This window comes from Comamonas piscis (assembly GCF_014109725.1).
In the GTDB taxonomy this organism is placed as follows: domain Bacteria; phylum Pseudomonadota; class Gammaproteobacteria; order Burkholderiales; family Burkholderiaceae_C; genus Comamonas; species Comamonas piscis.
In genome coordinates this window covers 4,191,911-4,215,052 of sequence record NZ_CP058554.1, presented here as the reverse complement: position 1 = coordinate 4,215,052, position 23,142 = coordinate 4,191,911, and the positions used below count along the sequence as shown (strand labels likewise).

The 23,142-nt window shown below is 60.7% G+C and carries 18 protein-coding genes; 8 read left to right on the top strand and 10 right to left on the bottom strand.

The features are described from left to right. Positions 1–76 precede the first annotated feature (76 nt). From HS961_RS18980 to HS961_RS18960, 5 genes are all read left to right on the top strand, one after another. A complete protein-coding gene (locus tag HS961_RS18980; protein ID WP_182324669.1) occupies positions 77–1,096 on the top strand; it encodes a TRAP transporter substrate-binding protein in 1,020 nt (339 codons plus the stop codon). Positions 1,097–1,131: 35 nt separating this feature from the next. Next, positions 1,132–3,018, top strand: a complete 1,887-nt coding sequence (locus HS961_RS18975) for a TRAP transporter large permease subunit (RefSeq protein WP_182324667.1) — start codon at positions 1,132–1,134, stop codon at positions 3,016–3,018. Between the two features lie 130 nt (positions 3,019–3,148). Then, the gene (locus HS961_RS18970; protein ID WP_182324665.1) at positions 3,149–3,688 is read left to right on the top strand and encodes a VOC family protein; all 540 of its coding nucleotides are present in this window, start codon (positions 3,149–3,151) and stop codon (positions 3,686–3,688) included. Between the two features lie 30 nt (positions 3,689–3,718). Beyond that, the gene (locus HS961_RS18965) at positions 3,719–4,996 is read left to right on the top strand and encodes a ribulose-bisphosphate carboxylase large subunit family protein (RefSeq protein ID WP_182324663.1); all 1,278 of its coding nucleotides are present in this window, start codon (positions 3,719–3,721) and stop codon (positions 4,994–4,996) included. A 5-nt stretch (positions 4,997–5,001) separates the two neighbouring features. After that, positions 5,002–6,357: a four-carbon acid sugar kinase family protein gene (locus HS961_RS18960; protein ID WP_182324661.1), complete on the top strand. Its 1,356-nt coding sequence runs from the start codon at positions 5,002–5,004 to the stop codon at positions 6,355–6,357. 148 nt (positions 6,358–6,505) lie between these two features. On the opposite strand, the gene HS961_RS18955 is transcribed toward HS961_RS18960, so the two are convergent. The 6 genes from HS961_RS18955 to HS961_RS18930 all read right to left on the bottom strand — a co-directional run bounded on the left by HS961_RS18955 (position 6,506) and on the right by HS961_RS18930 (position 15,393). After that, entirely contained in the window at positions 6,506–8,809 is a 2,304-nt protein-coding gene (locus HS961_RS18955) for an NADP-dependent malic enzyme (RefSeq protein WP_182324660.1), read from the bottom strand. Between the two features lie 103 nt (positions 8,810–8,912). Next, positions 8,913–10,400: a nucleobase:cation symporter-2 family protein gene (locus HS961_RS18950; protein WP_182324658.1), complete on the bottom strand. Its 1,488-nt coding sequence runs from the start codon at positions 10,398–10,400 to the stop codon at positions 8,913–8,915. 249 nt (positions 10,401–10,649) lie between these two features. Continuing rightward, positions 10,650–11,921 carry a M20/M25/M40 family metallo-hydrolase gene (locus HS961_RS18945; protein ID WP_182324656.1) on the bottom strand — a complete coding sequence of 424 codons (1,272 nt, stop codon included), beginning with the start codon at positions 11,919–11,921 and terminating at the stop codon, positions 10,650–10,652. Continuing rightward, the gene (gene uraD / locus HS961_RS18940) at positions 11,918–13,693 is read right to left on the bottom strand and encodes a 2-oxo-4-hydroxy-4-carboxy-5-ureidoimidazoline decarboxylase (RefSeq protein WP_182324654.1); all 1,776 of its coding nucleotides are present in this window, start codon (positions 13,691–13,693) and stop codon (positions 11,918–11,920) included. The genes HS961_RS18945 and uraD overlap by 4 nt, the downstream gene beginning before the upstream one ends. Before the next feature lie 66 nt (positions 13,694–13,759). Beyond that, positions 13,760–14,719: an allantoinase PuuE gene (gene puuE, locus HS961_RS18935; RefSeq protein WP_182324652.1), complete on the bottom strand. Its 960-nt coding sequence runs from the start codon at positions 14,717–14,719 to the stop codon at positions 13,760–13,762. Continuing rightward, positions 14,716–15,393, bottom strand: coding sequence for a GntR family transcriptional regulator (locus HS961_RS18930; RefSeq protein WP_116925811.1), 678 nt, complete (start codon positions 15,391–15,393; stop codon positions 14,716–14,718). The genes puuE and HS961_RS18930 overlap by 4 nt, the downstream gene beginning before the upstream one ends. A 92-nt stretch (positions 15,394–15,485) precedes the next feature. Between HS961_RS18930 and uraH the strand changes: the two genes are divergently transcribed. Then, positions 15,486–15,836 carry a hydroxyisourate hydrolase gene (uraH, locus tag HS961_RS18925; RefSeq protein ID WP_133854778.1) on the top strand — a complete coding sequence of 117 codons (351 nt, stop codon included), beginning with the start codon at positions 15,486–15,488 and terminating at the stop codon, positions 15,834–15,836. An 843-nt stretch (positions 15,837–16,679) separates the two neighbouring features. Here the strand turns inward: uraH and HS961_RS18920 are convergent. The 3 genes from HS961_RS18920 to HS961_RS18910 form a co-directional block, all read right to left on the bottom strand. Beyond that, positions 16,680–16,997 carry an Imm58 family immunity protein gene (locus HS961_RS18920; protein WP_182324650.1) on the bottom strand — a complete coding sequence of 106 codons (318 nt, stop codon included), beginning with the start codon at positions 16,995–16,997 and terminating at the stop codon, positions 16,680–16,682. Positions 16,998–17,786: 789 nt separating this feature from the next. After that, complete coding sequence (locus tag HS961_RS18915; protein ID WP_182324648.1) at positions 17,787–18,368, bottom strand: tetratricopeptide repeat protein; 582 nt, start codon at positions 18,366–18,368, stop codon at positions 17,787–17,789. Continuing rightward, positions 18,368–20,428: an RHS repeat-associated core domain-containing protein gene (locus HS961_RS18910; RefSeq protein ID WP_182324646.1), complete on the bottom strand. Its 2,061-nt coding sequence runs from the start codon at positions 20,426–20,428 to the stop codon at positions 18,368–18,370. The genes HS961_RS18915 and HS961_RS18910 overlap by 1 nt, the downstream gene beginning before the upstream one ends. A gap of 350 nt (positions 20,429–20,778) precedes the next feature. Between HS961_RS18910 and HS961_RS18905 the strand changes: the two genes are divergently transcribed. Then, positions 20,779–21,363, top strand: coding sequence for a YSC84-related protein (locus HS961_RS18905; RefSeq protein ID WP_182324644.1), 585 nt, complete (start codon positions 20,779–20,781; stop codon positions 21,361–21,363). An 87-nt stretch (positions 21,364–21,450) separates the two neighbouring features. Here HS961_RS18905 and HS961_RS18900 read toward each other — a convergent pair whose 3' ends face one another. After that, a complete protein-coding gene (locus HS961_RS18900; protein WP_182324642.1) occupies positions 21,451–21,849 on the bottom strand; it encodes a hypothetical protein in 399 nt (132 codons plus the stop codon). A gap of 243 nt (positions 21,850–22,092) precedes the next feature. Here HS961_RS18900 and xdhC point away from each other — a divergent pair, with 243 nt between their 5' ends. Beyond that, positions 22,093–22,896, top strand: a complete 804-nt coding sequence (gene xdhC, locus HS961_RS18895; protein WP_182324640.1) for a xanthine dehydrogenase accessory protein XdhC — start codon at positions 22,093–22,095, stop codon at positions 22,894–22,896. Positions 22,897–23,142 lie beyond the last annotated feature (246 nt).

Genomic DNA, 23,142 nt, shown 5'->3' with positions numbered 1-23,142 from the left:
AGCAAGTCGTTTGCATATCTTCCAATGTGAGATCTGTGCCATTACATCAATTCAAATCAAATATTAGGAGACAAACATGACCGAACTCAGCCGCCGTTCCCTCATCAAGGGACTGACCGCCTTGCCTGCCGCAGGCATGGTGTCGGGCTTTCCCCGGATCGCGCGGGCGGCCGAGTTCTCGCTGAAGTACGGCAACAACCTGCCGCTCAGCCACCCGCTCAATATCCGCGCCCAAGAGGCAGCCGACCGCATCCGCAAGGAAAGCAATGGCCGGGTGGAGCTGGCCATCTACCCCAACAACCAGCTGGGCGGTGACACCGACATGCTGTCGCAGGTGCGCTCGGGCGGGATTGATTTCTTCACCCCTTCGGCGCTGGTGATTGCCACCTTGGTGCCAGCAGCGGCCATCAATGCGGTGGGCTTTGCGTTCAACAACTACGACCAGGTCTGGAAGGCGATGGACGGCCAGGTCGGCGCGATGGTGCGGGCCGAGATCGCCAAGCGCAAGCTCTATGCGTTCGAGAAGATGTGGGACAACGGTTTCCGCCAGACCACCAGCAGCAAGGGCGCGGTGCAGAGCGCCAAGGACATGGATGGCCTCAAGATCCGCGTGCCGGTGAGCCCCATGCCAATTGCGATGTTCAAGGGCCTGGGCGCGGCGCCGGCCAGCCTGCAGTTCTCCGAGGTGTATTCGTCGCTGCAGACGCGCATTGTGGATGCGCAAGAGAACCCGCTGCCCATCATCCAGGTGGCCAAGCTGTACGAGGTGCAGAAGTTCTGCTCGCTGACCAACCATATCTGGGATGGTTACTGGTTCATCGCCAACGGCCGCATGTGGGAGAGCCTGCCGGCCGATGTGAAGAAGATCGTCGCCACCGCCATCAACGATGCCGGCATGGCGCAGCGGGGTGATATCAGCCAGCTCAATGCCTCCGTGCAGGCTGACCTGGCCAGCAAGGGCCTGCAGTTCAACCAGCCGGATGCCGAGAGCTTTCGCGCGGCGCTGCGCAGCTCGGGCTTTTACAAGGACTGGCAAGGCCGCTTTGGCAAGGACGTGTGGAGCCTGCTCGAAGGCGCCGTCGGCAAGCTCGCATAAGCGCTGCTTGAATCACGCCCTGAAAGAGCATTGCCATGTCCCACCCTGCAACCCCCGCGCTGGCGGGGCTCTCTCCTGCGCCGCCCGACAACGCCTTGGCCTTGCTGGCCCGTGGCGTTGACCGAGGCCTGGGCGCCATCGTCGAGACGGCGGCCGCCGCTTTGGTGCTGGCCGAAATCGTTGTGCTGTTTGCCGGCGTCGTTGCGCGCTATGTGTTCCACCAGCCGCTGGTCTGGTCCGATGAGCTGGCCTCGCTGATGTTTCTGTGGCTGTCCATGCTGGGCGCCGTGGTGGCACTGCGCCGGGGCGAGCACATGCGCATGACGGCCTTTATCAACAATGTGCGGCCAGGCCTGCGCGTAGCGCTGGAGGCCTTTGCACTGGCCGCATCGCTGGCCTTTTTGCTGATGGTGCTGGGCCCTGCGTATGAGTACGCGGAGGAAGAAGCCTTTATCACCACGCCGGCGATGGAGCTGAGCAATGCCTGGCGGGCCGCCGCGCTGCCGGTGGGCATGGGCCTGATGGCCGTGGTGGCCTTGCTGCGTTTGCTGACACAGACCAGCTGGCAAAAGGCGCTGGCGGCGGTGGCCATGGTGGCTGGGCTGGTGCTGTTGTTCTGGCTGTGCCAGCCGCTGTTCAAGAGCCTGGGCAAGTTCAATCTGGTGATCTTCTTTGTGCTGGTGGTGGCGGGCACGGTGTTTGCGGGCGTGCCGATTGCGTTCTCGTTTGCGCTGGCCACCTTTGGCTACCTGGCCTTGACCACGCGCACGCCGCTGGTGGTGATGGTCGGGCGGCTGGACGAGGGCATGTCGCACCTGATCATGCTGGCGGTGCCGATGTTTATTTTTCTGGGCTCGCTGATCGAGATGACGGGCATGGCCAAGGCGATGATCCAGTTTCTGGCGAGCCTGCTGGGGCGCGTGCGCGGGGGGCTGTCTTATGTGCTGATTGGCGCGATGTACCTGGTATCGGGCATCTCCGGCTCGAAGGTGGCGGATATGGCCGCGATTGCGCCAGTGCTCTTCCCCGAGATGAAAAAGCGCGGCGCCAAGGAGGGCGATCTGGTAGCGCTGCTGTCTGCTACCGGCGCGCAGACGGAGACCATTCCGCCATCCATTGTGCTGATCACCATTGGCTCGGTCACCGGCATATCGATTGCCGCGCTGTTTACTGGCGGCATGCTGCCTGCTGTGGTGTTGGGCGCGGCCTTGTGCTGCGTCGTGTGGTGGCGTTACCGCAAAGAGGATTTGAGCGGCGTGGAGCGCTTTAGCGGCAAGCAGATTGGCCGTTTGCTGGTGATTGCCTTGCCGGCGCTGGCCTTGCCGTTTGTGATCCGCGCTGCCGTGGTGGAGGGGATTGCGACGGCAACCGAGGTGTCCACCATCGGCGTGGTCTATTCGGTGGTGGTGGGCCTGTTCATCTACCGCTGTTTTGACTGGCGGCGGTTGAAGCCGATGCTGGTGGAAACCGCTTCGCTGTCGGGCGCGATCATGCTGATTGTGGGCTGCGCCACCGGCATGGCATGGGGGCTGACGCAGTCGGGCTTCTCGTCCGATCTGGCCAAGGCGATGACGACCATACCTGGCGGCAGCTGGGGCTTTCTGGCGATCTCCATCGTCTGCTTCATCGTGCTGGGCAGTGTGCTCGAAGGCATTCCCGCCATCGTGCTGTTTGGCCCGCTGCTGTTCCCCATCGCCAAAGAGGTAGGGGTGCATGAAGTGCATTACGCGATGGTCGTGATCTTTGCGATGGGCATCGGCCTGTTTGCGCCGCCCTTTGGCGTGGGCTACTACGGCGCCTGTGCCATCAGCAAGGTCAACCCGAACGAGGGCATACGGCCCATCGGCGGCTACATGCTGGCGCTGTTCATCGGGCTGCTGTTTGTGGCGGCCATCCCCTGGATTTCTACCGGATTTCTTTAGGAACCTGTTCTAGCGTGCTGCTGTCTGTGGCCCGCTATTAGGTTTAGGTCTGCATCGCGTGTACCTCACGTGAGGCAGCGCCTATGCCATCAACAAAACAACCAACCCTACAACAAACGAAAGACAAGCTATGAGTCGCTTTTTGGGAGAGATCCGCCAGCTGGGCTATGTGGTCAACGATATCGAGGCCGCGATGAAGTACTGGAGCGAGACCTTGGGCGTGGGCCCTTGGTTCTACAACCCGAAGGTGCCGATCGAGAACTACCAGTACGCGGGCGAGAGCTACCAGCCGCACAACTCGGTGGCGCTGGCCAACTCGGGCTTTGTGCAGGTGGAGCTGATTCAGGTGCGCAACGATGTGCCGTCGATGTACCGCGACTTTCTGCGCGCTGGCCGCACGGGCCTGCAGCATGTGGCGTACTGGACCACCGACTACGACGCCGATCTGCAGCGCTTGCTGGCGCAGGGCTTCAAGCCGCAAATGAGTGGCGAGGTGGGCAAGAACGGCCGCTTTATCTACTTTGACACCGAGTACCACCCGGGCACGGTGATCGAACTGTCCGAGGTGATGGGCCCCAAGGGAAAGATGTTTGATCTGATTCGCGCGGCCTCCCAGAACTGGAATGGCCAGAACCCCGTGCGCCCTTTCCCTGACCTCAACACCCTGTGAAGGCCGGCCCGGCCCGGGCCTGGACATGCGATGACATCTACCCATTTTGAAGCCAGCTACCTGATCGAGACGCCGCTGGCGCCCGAGGCCGTTGCCGAGGTAATGGCCGGTGAGCAATCTTGCGGCACCTTTACCCGCGTGGCGGGCGAGACCGATGACCTGCGGGCCCGTGCCCGCGCCCAGGTGCTGTCGGTACAAGCGCTGGGCACGGTGGAGCGGCCCAGCCTGCCCAATGCCTGGCTGGAGCGCCAAGGCTATGGCGCGGGCGCGAACTGGCAGCGTGCCCGCGTGCGCATCGCCTTCCCCATTGCCAATGTGGGTGCCAACCTGCCCACCTTGGCGGCCACCGTCAGCGGAAATCTGTATGACCTGGGAGAGGTATCGGGCCTGCGGCTGGAGAGCATGGACCTGCCGCCAGACTACCGCGACCAGTTCGATCTGCCCACCATGGGCGTAGCGGGCACCCGGCGCAGCATTGGCTCGGCCCATGGTGCCATGGTGGGCACCATCGTCAAGCCCAATGTGGGTCTGTCTGCCCAGCAGACGGCCGACCTGGTGCGGCAGTTGTGCGACGCGGGCGTGGACTTTATCAAGGACGACGAGGTATCTGCCAACCCGGCGCATGCGCCGCTGCAGGAGCGTATTCCAGCGGTGATGCGTGTGATCCGCGAGCACCGGGAGCGCACCGGCAAATGGGTGATGGTGGCCTTCAACATCACGGATGAGACCAGCGCCATGCTGCGCCATGCCGACCTGGTGCAAAAGGAGGGCGGCAGCTGTGTGATGGCCAGCATCAATTGGTGTGGTCTGTCGGGCATTCAAAGCTTGCGGCGCCACACGCCCTTGGCGCTGCATGCGCACCGCAATGGCTATGGCGCGCTGTCGCGCGACCCGATGCTGGGCATGGGCTACCAGGCCTACCAGACCTTGTGGCGCCTGGCCGGGGTGGACCATGTGCATGTGCATGGCTTGCAGGGCAAGTTTGCCCAGCCCGATGCCGAGGTGGTGGAATCCGCGCAGGACTGCCAGCGGCGTTTGTCGGCCGTGCAGGATGACCGCGTGCTGCCTGCTTTCTCATCGGGCCAGTGGGCGGGTACGGTGCCCGCCACCTGGGCAGCGCTGCAGAGCGATGACCTGCTGTTCATGTCCGGCGGCGGCATTTTGGCGCACCCGGATGGGCCTGCGGCTGGCGTGGTGAGCATTCGCCAAGCCTGGGCTGCCGTGAGAGAAGGCAGCAGCCTGGACGACTATGCTTGGCATGCGCCGGAGCTGGCACGCGCACTGCAGTTTTTTGGCAAGCGCGGATAGGCGACATGCTGGACACCTTGCTGCGCGGCCAGCCCGCCGTCGTCTGGTATGGCGATGACTTTACCGGTGCGACCGATACCCTGGCCACGGTGGCGCAGGCGGGCCTGCGATCTCTGCTTTTTCTGGATGTGCCGACCGAGGCGCAACGGGCCAAGGCCGGGCCTTTGCAGGCCATTGGCATTGCCGGTGCGGCCCGCAGCCTGGCCCCCGCTGCGATGGCCGAGGTGCTGGCGCCGGTGGCGCAGTTTATGGCGCACAGCGGCGCGGCCGTGCTGCACTACAAATGCTGCTCCACCTTTGACAGCGCCCCGCATGTGGGCAGCATTGGTGCAGCCGTGGCGGCCTTGCGCCAGGTGGCACCCGAATCGCCAGCGGTGATCGTGGGCGGCCAGCCCAACATTGGGCGCTTTTGCGCCTTTGGCAATTTGTTTGCGCAGGCGGGGCCGGGTGGCGCGGTTCACCGTATTGACCGCCATCCCACCATGCGGCAGCACCCCGTCACCCCCATGGACGAGGCCGATCTGCGTCTGCACCTGGCCAAGCAGGGGCTGGCCGATATTCGGCTGCTGAGCACGCGGCAGCTGGAGCTGGCGGGGGTCGATACCGAGGTACTGCTGCGCTGGATGCAGGCGCAAGAAGGAGCAGGCCCTGTGCCGGATGCCTTGTTGATCGACCTGGTGCATGAAGCCCAGCTGACGCAGATTGGCGCCTTGCTGTGGGCACGCGCGCAGCAGTCGCCGTTGCTGACCGTAGGGCCCAGCAGTGTGGAGCAGTGCCTGATAGCTGGCTGGCGCCAACTGGGCTTGTTGGGCGATGCGCCAGTGGCTGAAGCGCTGGCACCAGCGCAGGGCCCGGTGCTGGTGTTGGTGGGCAGCCTGTCGCCGGTCTCCAGCCAGCAGATCGCGGCCAGCCAGCAGTTTGACAAGCGGGAGGTGGAGGTGGGCCGGCTGTTGGCTGAGGAGGGCTACCTGCCCACCTGTGCGGCCCAGCTGGCCCAGGGGCTGCACGAGGGGCGCCATATGCTGGCGCACACCAGCCGGCCCGATCAAACCGTGGATGCGGCCACGACCGCAGCGGTGGCACAGCGCAGTGCGCAGCTGGTGGCAGAAACCTTGCGCCTGGTGGCAGCACAGGGCCAGCCCTTGCGGCGCCTGGGCATTGCGGGCGGCGATACCTCCAGCCTGGCGACGCAGGCGCTGGGGCTGTGGGGGCTCGCCTTCCACAGCACCTTGGCGCCCGGAGTGACCTTGAGCGTGGCGCGCAGCGATGATGCGCGCATCGATGGGCTGGAGCTGATGCTCAAAGGCGGACAGATGGGCGATGCGCAGTTGTTTGACCGGTTGGTGACGGGGGCGGCTTGAGAGGCACAGCGGGCTGGTTGACGGCCCGCATGCGGCCCAGATCACAGACGTAAAAAAGCCCCAGGCGCTGTGCCTGGGGCTATCTCTTTATGGGCTGTGCAGCAGTTGTGCAGTGCCAGCAAAGGCGCGGCAGGCGCCGCGCCAGCGCTTACTTGCCTTCCTTGCGGGCCTGGGCTTGGGCGGCGACCAGGGCCGTCATGTTGACCACGCGGCGCACGGTGGACGAGGGGGTCAGCACATGGGCTGGTGCCTCGCTGCCCAGCAGGATCGGGCCGATGGTGGTGCCGTGCGATGCGGTGGTCTTGAGCACATTGAACAGAATGTTCGCTGCGTCCAGGTTGGGGCAGATCAGCACATTGGCTTCACCGGTCAGGCTCGACTCGATGAGGGTGCGCTCGCGCACGCTCTCGTCCAGCGCGGTGTCGCCATGCATTTCGCCATCGCATTCGATGTCGGGGTTGGCAGCGGCAAACAGGTCGCGGGCAGCGCGCATCTTGAGCGCCGACTTGCGGGTAGAAGAGCCGTAGTTGCTGTGCGACAGGAAGGCCACCTTGGGGGGCAGGCCAAAGCGCTGCACCTCTTGCGCGGCGAGCTTGGCAATTTGGGCCAGCTCTTCGGCGGTCGGGTCTTCGTTGATGTAGGTGTCGGCGATGAACAAGGTGCGGCCTTCCAGCATCAGCGCGTTCACGGTGGCCAGGCGGTTGGCATCGGTCTTGTGGCCCAGCACGTCTTCGATATGGCCCAGGTGCTTGTCAAAGCGGCCCATCACGCCACACAGCATCGCATCGGCATCGCCCAGGTGCACCATCAGTGCGGCGATCACGGTGTTGGAGCGGCGCACGGCAGACTTCGCCACCTCAGGGGTCACGCCATTGCGGCCCATCAGTGCGTGGTAAGCCTCCCAGTACTGGCGGAAGCGTGGGTCATCCTCAGGGTTGACGATGTCCACATCCTTGCCCAGTTGCAGGCGCAGGCCGGCCTTGGCAATGCGGGCTTCGATAACAGCAGGGCGGCCGATCAGGATCGGCTTGGCCAGACCGTCGTCCACGGCGACTTGCACGGCGCGCAGCACGCGGTCGTCTTCACCTTCCGCGTAGGCCACACGTTGCACATTGGCCTTGGCCGCGGCAAACACCGGGCGCATGAACATGCTGGTTTGGTAGACGAAGCGGCTGAGGTTCTCACGGTAGGCTTCGATGTCTTCGATCGGGCGTGCTGCCACGCCGGACTCTTGCGCGGCCTTGGCCACGGCGGGTGCAATGCGCAGGATCAGGCGGGTGTCGAACGGGGTGGGGATCAGGTAGTCGGGGCCGAACTTCAGCTCCTTGCCCTGGTAAGCGGCTGCCACTTCGTCGCTCACGTCTTGCTTGGCGAGTGCGGCGATTTCGCGCACGCAGGCCAGCTTCATGGCTTCGGTGATCTTGCTGGCGCCGCAATCGAGCGCGCCACGGAAGATGTAGGGGAAGCACAGCACGTTGTTGACCTGGTTCGGGTAGTCCGAACGGCCGGTGGCGATGATGCAATCCGGACGAACGGCCTTGGCCAGTTCGGGGCGGATTTCTGGCTCGGGGTTGGCCAGCGCCAGAATGATCGGCTTGTCGGCCATGGTCTTGACCATGTCGGCGGTCAGCACGCCAGGGGCGGAGCAGCCCAGGAACACGTCAGCGCCGTTGACCACATCGCCGAGGGTGCGGGCTTCGGTCTTTTGCGCGTAGCGGGCCTTGGATGCGTCCAGGTTGCCGGGGCGGCCTTCGTAGATCACGCCCTTGGAGTCCACCATGAAGATGTTCTCGCGCTTGACGCCCAGGCCCACCATCACGTCGACACAGGCAATGGCGGCAGCGCCAGCGCCGGAGACGGCGATCTTGACGTCGCCGATTTGCTTGTCGACCAGCTCCAGGCCGTTGAGCAGCGCAGCGCTGGAGATGATGGCCGTGCCGTGCTGGTCGTCATGAAACACCGGAATGTTCATGCGCTTGGACAGCTCTTGCTCGATGTAGAAGCACTCGGGTGCCTTGATGTCTTCAAGGTTGATGCCGCCCAGGGTGGGTTCGAGGCTGGCGATGATGTCGATCAGCTTGTCCGGATCGCGCTCGGCCAGTTCGATGTCGAACACATCGACGCCGGCGAACTTCTTGAACAAACAGCCCTTGCCTTCCATCACCGGCTTGCTGGCCAGCGGGCCGATATCGCCCAGGCCCAGCACGGCGGTGCCGTTGGTGATCACGCCGACCAGGTTGCCGCGCGAGGTGTAGTCGGCTGCCAGGCTGGGATCGGCTTCGATGTCCAGGCAGGGGTAGGCCACGCCTGGCGAATAGGCCAGCGACAGGTCACGCTGGTTGGACAGCGGCTTGGTGGGAGTCACCGAAATCTTGCCCTTGCTGGGGCTGCGATGGTATTCGAGTGCGGCTTCGCGCAGTGCCTGTTCGGCGGCGGAGAGTTGTTGTGCCATAAGAGTGAGTCAATCCAGTGTGTACCAGGCGGATGATAAAGGCGCAGGCCCATCCCTATGGGGCAGTGGGCCTAAGTTTCGATGCTGCACCGCAGCAATTTGGTCAGTGGGCATCTGCTTGCTGCGCAGCCTTGATGATCTGGGCCTTGTCGAGCTTGGCACCGTTGAAAAACAGGTTCAGCGCGAGGGCGCAGATTGACGCGAGCAAGATGCCCGATTCAATCAGCGGGTGGATGGCATGGGGCATCCACTGGCGGAACTGCGGTGCAATCAGCGGGATCATGCCAAAGCCGATGGACACGGCAACAATCATCGCGTTGTAGCGGTTATGGCGGAAATCGACATTGGCCAGAATGCGGATGCCGGTAGCGGCCACCATGCCGAACATGACCAGACCTGCGCCGCCGAGCACCATCGTGGGCAGCGATTCGACCAGCGCACCCAGCTTGGGCAGCACGCCCAGAATGATCAGGATAAAACCGCCGGCCACGCAGACAAAGCGGCTCTGGATGCCGGTGACTGCCACCAGGCCGACGTTTTGCGAAAAGCTGGTGTAGGGGAATGTGTTGAATATGCCGCCCAGCAAGGTGCCCAGGCCATCGGTGCGCAGGCCCCGGGTCAGGTCGTCAGGCCTGACCTCTTTGTTCGTCATATCGCCCAGCGCCAGGAACATGCCGACCGATTCGATCATCACGACAATCATCACCAAGGTCATCGTCAGGATCAGGATCGGGTCGAACACCGGCGTGGCGATCTCGAACGGCATCACAAAGTCAAACCATTCGGCGTGCGCGACTTTCTCGTAGGTCATCAGGCCCATGGCGGTGGCGACGACGGCGCCAATCACAATGCCGGCCAGCACGGCGATATTGGCAAAAAAACCTTTGGCAAACTTGGTGATCAGCAAGATGGACACCAGCACCAGCGCAGAGATGCCGACACCGCTCAGATCGCCATAGCGCGGGTTGGGGACGGAGGGCAGGATGGCCAGGCCATGCGGAATGGGCGGCAGGGCCGAACCAGGCACGCCAGCCGCTACCTGTGCGTTTTGCAGCCATTTGACATGCTCGGGGTTGGGCATGGAAGGCGCGGTGGGCCCGACCGGGTTGCCAAATATCCAGTTGATGCCCACGCGCATCAGGCTGATGCCGATCACCGTGATGATGGTGCCGGTGACGACGGGCGGAAAGAAGCGCAGCATGCGGCTGACCAGAGGTGAGATAAGTATCGATATCGCCCCCGCCCCAATGACCGAGCCAAAGATCAGCCCCGCGCCATAGACGCCGCCGGTGTTCTGCGCCATCGAGATCATCGGCGCCACGCTGGCAAAGGTCACGCCCATCATCACCGGCAGTTTGATGCCAAACCAGCGGGTCGCTCCCCAGGCCTGTATCAAGGTGACCAGGCCACAGACAAACAGGTCGGCCGATATCAGCTTGGCGATTTGGTGCGAATCAAGATTGAGTGCGCGGCCCACAATCAGCGGCACCGCAACGGCCCCCGCGTACATCACCAGCACATGCTGCAAGCCCAAGGTGGTGAGCCGCCCCAGCGGCAGCATTTGATCGACCGGGTGTTTGTCTGTTTGCATGTTTTTCACTCCTCATCGTGGGGAACTAGAAAGGTAGAACGGTCTTAAAAATCCATACAAAAAGTGTATACAAATGAAGGGCTGCAGCAACCCCCCGATTACCCTCAAGCCTCGGCATTGGGATGGGTGATTGGGCGATGCGGCCGCCTTCAAAAGCCTGCCGCCACCAGCAAAAACGCCCCCAGGCGCAGAGCCGGAAGGCGGTGGTAAAAGCTTGTTTCAAGTGGCGCTGCGGGGCGCCACGTTGGATCAGGCCAACAGATCGACCAGGGAGCGGGCGATGACCTTGGTGGCGCGGCGCAGGTCTTCCAGGTCCAGGCGCTCGTCAGCGCGCTTGGCATGGCTCTCCAGCACGGTGCGGGGGCCTGCGCCGTAGATCACGCCGGGAATGCCGCGCTCGACATACAGGCGCACATCGGTGTACAGGGGAGTGCCGACAGCAGGCGGCTTCTCGCCAAACACGGCTTCGCCATGGGTCTGGATCGCATCGACCAGCGGTTGGTTGCCGGCCAGTGGCGTCATCGCGTTGGCCAGCAGCAGGCGCTTGATGTCGACATACACAGCATCGTCGCCCTGGTAGCCGCGCTCGGTATTGAAGCGCTCCAGCGCCTTGGCAATCACCTGGCGGATATGGGCTTCGACCTCGGCCGGTTTCTCCTCGGGGATCATGCGGCGGTCAATCTTGAGCAGCACCTTGCCGGGGATCACATTGGTGTTGGTGCCGCCTTCGATGCGGCCAATGTTCAGGTAAGGGTGCTTGATGCCTTCGACCTGGGAGCAGACCTTTTGGTAGGCAATGTTCTCGGCATACAGGTCATTCATGATGGCGACGGTGGCCTGCAGCGCATCGACGCCCGTGTGCGGCACGGCGGCATGGGCCATCTTGCCGTGTACGGTGATTTCCATCTGCAGGCAGCCATTGTGGGCCACGACGACTTCATAGCTAAAGCCGGCAGCGACCAACAGGTCGGGCTTGGTCAGGCCCTTCTCCAGCAACCAGCCGGGGCCCAGCAGGCCGCCAAACTCTTCGTCGTAGGTAAAGTGCAGCTCCACGGCGCCCTTGCTGGGCTTGGCCACGGCCTCCAGTGCGCGCAAGGCGTAGGTGAAGGTGGAGAAATCGCACTTGCTCACGGCAGCGGCGCGGCCGTAGAGCTTGCCGTCGACAATGCCGGCGCCATAGGGGTCATGGCTCCAGCCCTCGCCCGGTGGCACCACATCGCCATGGGCGTTGAGCGCAATCGTGCGGCCCGAGCCGGCTGCGCCAAACGGGCGGCGCACGATCAGGTTGGTGATCGAGGCCATGCCATAGGCTTCGACATCGGCCTGGGGCACCACATGCTTTTCAGCGGCGTAGCCCATGGCCTGCAGCAGCTCGGCGGTGCGCTCGGCGTGGGGGGTGTTGTCGCCGGGCGGGGTGTCGGTGGGCACCTGCACCAGCTTCTGGAAGAACTGCACCTGCTCGTCAAAGTGCTGGTCAATCCACTGGTCCAGGGCGGCGTAGGTGGCGTTGTTCGTGGTCATACGGATTCGTTTTCTAGTTGTTGAAGGACGTGGCTGAAGCTGTCTATCGCCAGCTGCATGTCATCGGCGGTGGACGATTCCAGCGGGTTGTGGCTGATGCCGCTGTTGATGCCGCGCACAAAGAGCATGGCCTGGGGCATGATCTCGTGCAGCTTCATCGCATCATGGCCGGCGCCGCTGGGCATGCGGAACAGTGGCACGCCCTGGGCGGCCACGGCCTTTTCCCATCGCAGCTGCCAGGCGGCCGCGCTGGGGGCGGCAGCGGCCTGCATGGTTTGCTCGGCACGGTAGCGCAGGCCACGCTTTTGCGCGATGGCGTCGAGCTGCGCCATTACATCGCGCACCAGCGCATCGCGCTGCGGATCGGTGGGGGCGCGCATGTCAATGCTGAACTTGCACTGGCCGGGCACGACGTTGATCGAGCCGCTGGGCACCTCCAGCATGCCAAAGGTGGCGACCGAATCGCCATCTTGCGCGGCGCGCTGCTCGGCATACAGCATCAGCTCGGCCACGCCGCAGGCGGCATCGCGGCGGCGGTCCATCGGCGTGGTGCCGGCATGGCTGGCCATGCCGATCATCTCGCAAACATAGCGCGAGCTGCCGTTGATGGAGGTGACGATGCCCAGCGGAATATCCAGCTCGGTCAGCACCGGGCCTTGCTCGATGTGTACCTCGATAAAGCCGAGGTACTGCGAGGCATCGCGCTGGATCTTGGGGATGTCATCAATGCAGAGGCCGGCGTGCTGCATGGCCTCGCGCATCGTGATGCCGTCGGCATCGGCCTGGTCCAGCCACTGCGGGTTGAAGTGGCCGATCAGCGCGCCCGAGCCCAGGAAGGTGGCCTTGTAGCGCTGGCCTTCTTCCTCGGCAAAGGCCACCACTTCAATGCCAAAGGGCAGGCGCTTGCCGGCGCGGTGCAGCTCACGCACGCAAGCCATCGGCACAAAGATGCCCAGGCGCCCGTCGTACTTGCCGCCGTTGCGCACGGTGTCGTAATGGCTGCCGGTGAGCAGGTACTGGCCGCCTTCTTGCGCGGGGCGGTAGCGGCCCACCACGTTGCCGACCGCATCGATCTCGACCTCGTCAAAACCGCTGTCGCGCATCCAGTGGCTGATGCGTTGCGCGCAGGCGCGGTGGGCATCGGTCAGGTAGGTCACAGTGAGCTGGCCTTTTTCGGCAAAGCCTTCATCGCTGTGCTGGGCCAGGCGCTCCTGCCAGTCCCAGACGTCATTGCCGAGCACCGGCTCGTAGCCAAACTTGTCGTTCAGGCGGATCTCGGCAATGCGGTGGATATGGCGCAGCGCTTCGTTGCGCTCAAAATCCGGGTGGTGGTTCAGGCGCCTTGCAAACGTGTCGATGATGTCCTGCTTGGGCAGGCCCAGGCCGCGTGGCCCGCGCACCGCCAGGATGAAGGGGAATCCAAAGCGCGCGTTGTAGTCCGCATTGAGCTGCTGGATGCGCGCAAACTCCTCGGGCGTGCATTGGGTCAGGCCCGCGCGGTTTTGCTCCAGGGTGGATTCTGCCGTCAAGGTATTGGCCACCATGGCCTTGCCCGCCAACTCGGGGTGGGCGCGGATCAGGGCCAGCTGCGCATCGACCGGCGCCTGCGCCAGCACGCGCACCATCGCGTGCTTGAGCTGGGCCAGCGACGCAAAGGGCCGCTGGGCCAGCGCGGCTTGGGCAATCCAGGGCGAGTGCTCGTACAGCCCATCGAGCATGGCCAGCGCCGCATCGGGCGTGGCTTGGTTGAGTTGTTCCAGGGTCAGAGCCATGAGTTTCCTATCGAATGAATGCGGTACTAGCGCTCTCTGGGCTTAGGCGCGGCGCTGTGTCATCTTTCAAAGCGTGGGGGCGGGAAAGTGCTCGGCCCAGTGGCGGGCAATGTCGATGCGGCGGCAGACCCAGACGTTCTGGTGCTGCTGGATATGGTCCAAAAAGCGCTGCAATGCGGTGATGCGGCCCGGGCGGCCCAGCAGGCGGCAGTGCATGCCGATGCTCATCATCTTGGGGCGGTTCTCAACGGCCGGGTCGCCCTCGGCGTACAGCACATCGAAAGTGTCTTTGAGGTACTGGAAGAAAGGATCGGCATGCGAGTAGCCCTGGGGCAGCGCAAAGCGCATGTCATTACAGTCCAGGGTGTAGGGCACGATCAGCTGGTGCGCGGCGCTGCCATCGCTTTTGCCGACTTTCATCCAGAAGGGCAGGTCGTCGCCGTAGTAGTCGCTGTCGTAGGCAAAGCCCCCAAAATCGGCCACCAGGCGGTGGGTGTTGGGGCTGTCGCGGCCGGTGTACCAGCCCAGGCCGTGGGTGCTGCGGCTGCCGTAAAGGCTGTGGAAGATGTCCATCGCCTGCTGCATGTGGGCGCGCTCAACGTCTTCAGGCGTGCTTTGGTAGTGCACCCATTTGAGGCCGTGGCAGGCCACCTCATGGCCCAGATCGGAAAACGCCTGGGCCAGCTCGCGGTGGCGCTGCAAGGCCGTGGCCACGCCAAACACCGTCAGCGGCAGGCCGCGCTTTTCAAACTCGCGCAGCAGGCGCCATACGCCGGCGCGCGAGCCGTATTCATAGATGCCATCCATGCTCATATGGCGGTCGGGGTAGGAGGCCGGGTTGAACATCTCGGAGAGGAACTGCTCGCTGCCCGGGTCACCATGCAGCACATGGTTTTCGCCGCCTTCCTCGTAGTTCAGCACAAACTGCACCGCAATGCGTGCGCCCTGGGGCCACTGGGCATGGGGCACATCGCGGCCGTAGCCGATAAGGTCGCGGGGGTAGGGGGTGGTAGCGTCGTAGGTCATAGCGTGATCGAGGACAGAGCCATGGATAAATCGTTGCTGGGAATCTCGCGTTCGAACTGCAGGCCTTGCTCCACATGCTCCAGGTGCGCGATCATCAGTTGCACCGCGCCTTCGGCATCCTTGCGGGCGAGGGCCTGCACGATTTCTTCGTGCTCCTCGTGCGAGTGGGCGGCGGCGCTGGCCGACTGGTACATCAGGGTGATGAGCGCGCAACGCGAGATCAGATCGCCGAGCAGCTGGGCCAGCACATCGTTGCCCATCAGTTCTGCCATGCGCACATGGAAGTCGCCCAGCAGCTCCGTGCGCTCGGTGACATCGGCACGGTGTACGGCGGCGGCCTCTTGCCGCACATGCTCACGCAAGACCTTGATCTGCTTGGGCGTGACGGTCTCGACAAAGCTGCGCGTCATCTGCGCTTCGAGCATCTTGCGCACGGCAAACACCTGGCGCGCTTCGGTGACGGATGGGGTAGACACAAAGGCGCCGCGTGCGGGCTCCAGGGTGACCAGGTGGTTTTGCGACAGCTGAAACAGCGCCTGGCGCACCAGGGTGCGCGATACGCCAAAATGGTCGGCGAGCTTTTGCTCGGCCAGCTTGGTGCCTGGCAGCAACCGGTGCTCGACGATGGCACGGGTCAGCGATTGGGCGATGGTGGACGTTGAGGTGGATTCCATGTCAGGATAGTAGGCCTAATGACAAAAAGTGTATACACTTTTAGTGCACATCACCAGTCCGATCTTACCCAGAATCATCAGGAGATTTACCTATGGGCCTGAGCACCCACGTTCTCGATACCATGCACGGCTGCCCCGCTGCGGGCATGGACATCGCGCTGTACGCCACCGACGGCGGCGAGCTGCGCCTGATCCGCCGCGAAACCCTGAACCACGACGGCCGCACCCAAACCCCCCTGTTTGACAACGCCACCCTGCGCCCCGGCACCTACCGCCTGAGCTTTGAGGTAGCCGCCTACTTTGCCGCCAAAGGCGTGGAGCTGCCCAGCCCCAACTTTTTGAACCAGGTAAATCTGGATTTTGGTGTGGCCCATGCGGATCAGCATTACCACGTGCCGCTGCTAGTGAGCCCTTGGAGCTATTCGACGTACCGGGGGTCTTGAGGCGGGGGGGAGGGGGCATAGCGAATTTTGCCGATTCCCTTCCTTGGGGTGTGGATGCGGGTTCGGGCGAACCGCTTCTTTGCCTTTCAACTCAATGGTTACGTCTTGCCTTTCAAAAAGACTTCAGTGTGTCATCCAGATCCGCGTTCAGCCCTTCGGGCCAGGGTTTCGCGGAATTCTTAAGTGGTGCCCACCGACGGTTCAGTGCGCGGCTACTGCTCGCCTCTCGCTCAGCACCAGCGAACCAGCGACTTCTGGACTCTTCATCATTTTGATTCGCTCCGTTCTCATCTAGACGGGACCCCCTTTGCTGGAGGTTTTCAGGAATGGTTTGGTGCTGGCTACCGTCTTATTCGGTTCGATGTGCACATACATCCATCGATAAATCCTTTTCATGACGAAGACTTTCTAGCAGCGCTGGGTTCATGCTGAGTTGCAGGCGACTCTCGGTGCGAGAGCGGTCTCGCACGTTCTGGCGCTTTTTCCGATTGCAGAGCCTCTGATCGTTAATTCCAAGACGCGTCGAAGAACGCTCGGCGTCTTTTTGCTACTGCTGGCAGCGATCTTGGTGCTCGCCGCCGGGGGAGGGGGGACGGGAATTCTTGTTCGGGGCTATTTGTATGGAAGGCTGTCTCCGTGGAATTTGCTGAATCTACAACCTCGCGCAGAGTTCGTGGTCCATGAACATGGGATTGCGGTTTTTATACATGTAATCATGAACGCTGCGGCACTTAACTGCAAAACCGTGCAGATGTGGCTCAACCAGCGGTGATCCGATCTGCACTACTGAATTCAATGGTTCTGCTGAGCTTCCCTAGCGGATCTGAATTCATATTATTTTCACTAGTTTCCCATTAAAGAAGCAAAATTTATAAGCGTCATAATGAATTGCATTTTCTTGAGGTTTTTTTTTATCACTACAATCTCGGATGGTCGTGATTCTGCGTAAGCATTCAAGCGCGATATAACTTCCTCTTTGCTTAATCCCATCCATTCATGCTCAATCAAGTCTCTAATTAATTCTGCATGCATTGTTGTACTCTCCATACTTGCTTTCATGTAGGTAAGTGTGATGCCATCATCAAATCCTTTATAAATCATTGAGAAGCAACATGCCCCTAAAACAATCGAAGAAATTTTCCATCGATTAAATTTACTCATCTTTTTCGGCTCCTAATGCACGTCTGGCTAAATCTCTACATTGATTTGAGGGCTTAGCTTTAAGCTATATGGGGAGCGACTTTGATCTTATGCCAGATTATTTGCATAGCCATTAATTTTTTCTCATCCGCACTGTGATCGCAGGTCAATTTTGCTCTGGTCTGCTTTCCTGCTCGGTTCGAGAGTGATTTTTTCAGTTTCTTTAATGATGCAGCTGTGGGCTGGCCCGTCCCTGAGTCCATAACTAAATTATGGGACTGGAATGCGTCTAACGTTCCCTTCATTTCTGGGTCTTTTATGTCCCACTATATGAATATTATTTGGGTTGTGTCTGTTAAATTCATAATACTGTGTTGTACCATTTGCATTGTAACTCAAAAGCCCACTATGCCCGCCCTCAAAATTTAGTGAAACTTCATTGTCTACATCAATTGAATAATCAGGGAAATACAACAGGCAGCCAGCAAGCCTCGATGGATTGCTAATACCAAGAGGACACTTGAGGAATATACATATGTATTAATTCCTCCAAAAAAATAATCGAAGTTTCATTTGTATAGCATCCATGCCCCGAATTATGGTATCGATATCGGTCGTAACAAAGTCCCGTATCCCCATCCGCATGCTGCCCCGGCAAACGAATCTGCTGGTACAAGTCACCCGGGTTGTGCTCCGCCCGTACATTCCCCCAAACGTCAAGTTGCACCGTGCAGTCCAGCCGACTATCCATAAATAGAAATGCAACAAAACTGAGCGTGTGAAATCAAAATTTCGGATTATAGAAAGTCGTCATTCCGGCCAAATATCTTGGGTATTTAACGCGTCCGTAGCTTGATCAAAACCCAAATCAGAAGATTTTTTTAATAAGCACACTGCTTTCTCTTTTTTATTATTTTTATGCAGATGGAAACATGCGATGTCATAGATGGCGGCAGGATGTCTGTTTTTATATGCTCTTCGGAGCCAGTAGCCAGCTCTATCTGTTGACCTTTCTATCTGGTGTAGACCAGAGCAGTACAAGTCGGCTAATATATATTGAGCATCAGAATTGCAATTATTTGCTGCTCTTAGTAAGAAATCAAAGGCTATTTGATTGCTTGCATTTGGAATATTTTTTGATAGGTGCAGTTTTGCTAACGCAAGCTGAAAGTCTGGTTTGCCATTTTCGGCCTCTTGGATAATTTTTTCTATCCATGTACGGCCACTTTTCATCATTCCTTTGTTTAAGTAAATATCTATCAAAGCTTCCATTGCTTCAATGCTATTTTTTCTTGCTGCAATTTCATACAGTGATATTGCCAGCTCTACGTCGCCTTGCTCGTTATATGCCTTGTATGCCATATCTAACTCAATGGGTTCTATATGCTTCATTACTGGCCTCCTCCGCGAATTACTGGTGGAACTATTCCAAATCTTCCGGCAGCTCTGGCACCCGACATGTTGCCAAGTCTCATTGACTGGTTGATGGTTGGATGCCCTCTATGAAACACTTGGCGATTTGCCCGATCAAGAAGTTTCTGTTCGCCCGAAGATAATGATTTGCAAAAATCACGGATCTTTTTATTTTTCTTCATTTTCTCCTCGTCTTCTTTTGTAAGCGGGGTCCAGTTCTCAGTTCCCATTCTTACATAGTTACCTTTTTCATCATAAACATGAACATGGTATTGTGCGCCGGGGCCGTGACGTGCATGTTCCAGTCCGCCCGCTTGCGGCCCTAAATATGCTTCAACACGGATGCCTCCCTCTCTGTATATCGGAACTAATCCCAATGGATCGGCCCAAGTCGTGGGGTCGGCAGGATAGATATTAATGTTTATTCCACCCATTAACCCAATAGGATCTTGGCTAATGTACCAGCCTACACCAGAATCATAATACCGATGCCGGTTGTAATAAAGCCCGGTCACCCCATCCGCATGCTGCCCCGGCAGCCGAATCGGCTGGTACAGGTCGCCCGGGTTATGCTCCGCTCGCACATTCCCCCAGGCATCCAATTGGACCGCCCAGTCCAGCCGGCTGTCCTCCCGGATCAAGGCGTTGGGCGTTCCCAGGTGGTCGCAGAGGTAGTGGCGGATCTCGACTTTTTCTGCGGCCTCTTTGCGTTGGGCGCTCACCGTTTGCTCGTAGTCCTGCAGCTGCTCGCGCATAAATGCCTGCACATCCTTGGACATGGAGAGATAGGCGATGTTCTGGGGCAGGGAGGCGTTGAGCGCTTTGATATCGGCAAGAGCACTGCGCAGCGCGTCTTGCACCACGCCGGGTGACGTATTGGCTAACAGTGCATCGCCCAGGTCTGGTTCGGCTTTGCTGGCTCTTCGCAGCTGGATGAGCGGAGTAAACGACCCAGGCTCGTAGATGGTGTGGATGATTTCGGGTTGGGCTGCGCCATCGCGGTCTCTCACGTTCGCGCCGTTGTACCGTTCGGTGTGGATCAAGCGGTCTCCATCCCATCCAAAGTAGGCTGTTTCGCCTAAATCGCCCGCTGCTGAGTTGGCCGGTATGTTGTATTTGACTAGTCGCCGTCCAAAGGCGTCATAGCGATACTGCTGGGCGGTTTGTTGCTCCTTTTCTGAGATGACTACCTGCACCAGCTGATTGCCACTGTCATACGTCAGCTCTAGCTTGCGGCCCGTGGCTTCGTCCAAGCTTTGGGTGCGGTTGCCTCGGCTGTCGTATTGGTAATGGATTTTTGCGCCTTGGCTGCTCGCGTCTTCCTGGTTTTCGTAATAGGCCACGCGGTTGCCGGCCCAGCGTTTGCTGGTGTGTAGGGGCTGGTTGCTGCTGGGGTCAGGGTCCGCTTGGAGGGGATGAAAGTCGCTGCGCAGCAGCTGCTCTTTGGTGATGGGATTGGCTTGTGCGGCGGCGCGTTGCTGGGCGCGCAGGCGGTCGGTTTCGTTGAGGTGGCCGGTGATGGCGTCTGGGGTGACAGGCTTTGTATCGGGGCCGGCGATGGGCAGGCGGTTGCCTGCGGGGTCGAACTGCCAGCGCTGGGATCCGGCATGCGGCGTGTGGGCGCCTGTGAGCCGCCCTGCTGCATCGTAGGCAAAGCGGCTGATGCCGGCGTGGCTACGCATGCCGACCATTTGCCCTAGGCTGTCGTAGTAGTACTGCCGGGCGCTCATGGCGCCTAGCAGGGTTTGTGGGACGCGGGTGGTAGTAGCACCGCCTTGGGCTGCACCAGGAATGGACAGCATGTCATCCAGCGCACTGCCTTGCTCCAGGCCCATCCACTGCATCGTTTCCATACGCCCGGCTGCGTCCCAGCCGAGCTTGCGGTAGAGGGGTTTGGCGGTGGTCTCGCCGGGTGTTAGGTTCTTGATGTCGGTGAGGACCTGGCGGTGGATCTCTCGGTGCAGCGCGTCGCGCTCAAAGTTGACGATCCGTGCGTATTTGACTTTGTCATCGATGCGGGCTGCTGGCTTTCCGGACATGCGAACTCCTATCAAAAATTGAAAAATGATAGTTCATAACTACCAAATAAATAATTTTGATAGGAGCGAATCTGCCGGATTTCTGTGGCTTCAAACCCAGCTAACGCAGGTTCGCGAAGATGATGCTCGAGGGATGTACACGGCATCTATTGGCTTATGCGTCTGGGTTCGTCTGCAGGCCCTTGACCTGTCTCAAGCACGCATCGCCCAAGCTGTAGGCCGACGCCGCTAGTTGTATCTGCAAGCTTCCACGGTCACCAGGTGTGGCTACTATTTGCTCTTAGGTGCACCGCAGTCCCTACGGCGGTGCCAACCTGATCGAAATAACAGTAAATTTCAAAGGAGTTGGTATGCAACGTTTTTCTATGCGCACTCTCGGTGTCGCCGCTGCCGTGGTGGCTGGTGCTCTGTCGATGGCAGCCTGCACGGTGACCAAACCTGAAACCAGCAATGCGCCGCGCGCGGATGAGACGTCGGTCGACGCCCGTGCCAACGCCGCGCTGGAGCGCCTGTACCAGACCGCTCCTGGCTCCAAGGACCTGGTGGCCCGCTCCAAGGGCGTGCTGGTGTTCCCATCCGTTATCGGTGGCAGCTTTGTGATTGGTGTGGAACACGGCCGTGGCGTGCTGCGCGTGGGCAAGCGCAGCGACAGCTACTACAGCACCACCGGCGCATCGATCGGCTGGCAGGCAGGTGGCCAGTCCAAGGCGGTGATCTATGTGTTCAACACACCTGAAGCACTGGCCAAGTTCCGTGACAGCAATGGCTGGTCGGTAGGTGCCGATGCCACCGTGGCTGCTGGCCGCGTGGGTGCCAATGGCAGCATCGATACCACCTCGGCCCAAGCGCCGGTGACCAGCTTTGTGCTGAACAATGCCGGTCTGGAAGCGGGTGTGTCCTTGCAAGGTGCCAAGATCACCAAAATCAAGGAATAAAGCAGCGCGCGCAGCGCATGCAAAGCAGAAACCGGTCAGCAGGCCGGTTTTTTTGCGCTTGTATTTTGTGTTTGAGCGATGCCCGCCTTACTGCTGGCCTTCGCTCAAGGTGTGCAGCTGGAACTGGCCGGACGCATCCCAGAGCCAGGTCTCGGTATAGGAGACCATCACTTCGCCATGGCGCAGATGCTGGGGGGCGGGGAAGGGCGCGGCGGCCTGGACCAGCGCCTCGATCAGCGGCGGTACTTCTGGCGCCTGGGCAGGCTCGCGCATCCAGTTCATGTCCTGGATATGGCCGTCTTCGTCGAGCAAAACCTCCAGCACGCCGATGGCATAGAGCATGGGCGGCAGCATGCCGGTATAGATCCGCTCGGGATACCGGTCATAGAGGTGCTGGGCGCAACGCTTGCGGTAGGCCTCGTCGGCGACCGGGTTGAGGACGGAGTCTTGCCCATCCGCATCAGAGGACCACGGAGACTTGTGCATGCCGGGGAATTCCGTGAGGACGGAGAGATAGCTGTCCGGGTTATCGTCCTGCTCGGAAGCCTTGGGCGCCTTCGCTGGCCCGCCTGTTGCCGCCTGAGCGGGCTTTGGCGACTGCTGCGGTATACGAAAAAGCGTATGCCAAAGTCGTGACAGCAGAGAGGGGGAAGGTCGATCGCTCATGGTACAAATCCGTCTATTGCGGCTTTGCAGTATGGCAGGCCGATTTTGATCTTGGAACAAGGCATGCCCGTACTGCAGCAATTATTGGGTCGCCTGGCGACACAGGATGCCTGCCTGGTGCAGGTGGAGTCTACACAGGGATCGGCACCACGCGATGCCGGTGCCTGGATGGCCGTATTTGCGCAGGACCAGCTGAGCACGATTGGCGGTGGCCACCTGGAGTGGGAGGCCGCCAACAAGGCCCGCGATCTGTTGGCCAGTGGCGGCGACGCGGTGAGCGAGCGCTTTGCGCTGGGCCCCCGTTTGGGCCAGTGCTGCGGCGGTGTGGTGCATCTGCGTTTTCAGCGGGTGACACAGGCCGACTGCGAACCACTGGCGCAGCGCTTGGCGCCGCACTGCAGCCCCGTGGCCGTCTTTGGCGCGGGCCATGTGGGCGCAGCGCTGGTGCAGGTGCTGAGCCACCTGCCACTGCAGATCACTTGGGTGGACAGCCGCGAGGCGCTGTTCCCAACCACGCTGCCTGCCAATGTACAGGCCGAGTATTCCGACCCCATCGAGAGGGCGGTGGCAGACCTGGCGCCAGGCAGCAGCGTGTTTATCCTCACCCACGACCACCAGCAGGACTTGCAGATCACCCAGGCCTGCCTGCAACGCCAGCGCAGCCATGGCGATCTGGACCTGGTCGGCCTGATCGGCAGCGCCACCAAGCGCGCCAGCTTTGCGCACCGGCTGGCGGAGCGGGGTTTTGCCGACGAGGAGTTTGCCCGCATCACTTGCCCGATTGGCGTGCGGGGCATCCAGGGCAAGGCGCCCGAGGTGATTGCGATTGCAGTCGCTGCCCAGTTGCTGCAGCATCTGCAGGGATGAGCCGCGCTGCACGCACGTTTGCTGCGTTGCATCAGGGTTTTATCTAGGGGGCTTGCGGCTTTTTGCCGACCAACAGGCGGCAAAAATTGCATACACTTTAAGTCTACAAAAGGTCGCAGCGGTGCCCCGGTCACAACAATGATGGCTGTGGATTGCGGCCTGTCTGCTGCTCAGATCGCCCGCCGTGGTGAGCAGGTTCAACAAGCTGCCAATGCGATTTGGCAGTTTGATGAGGAGAGCGGGGCA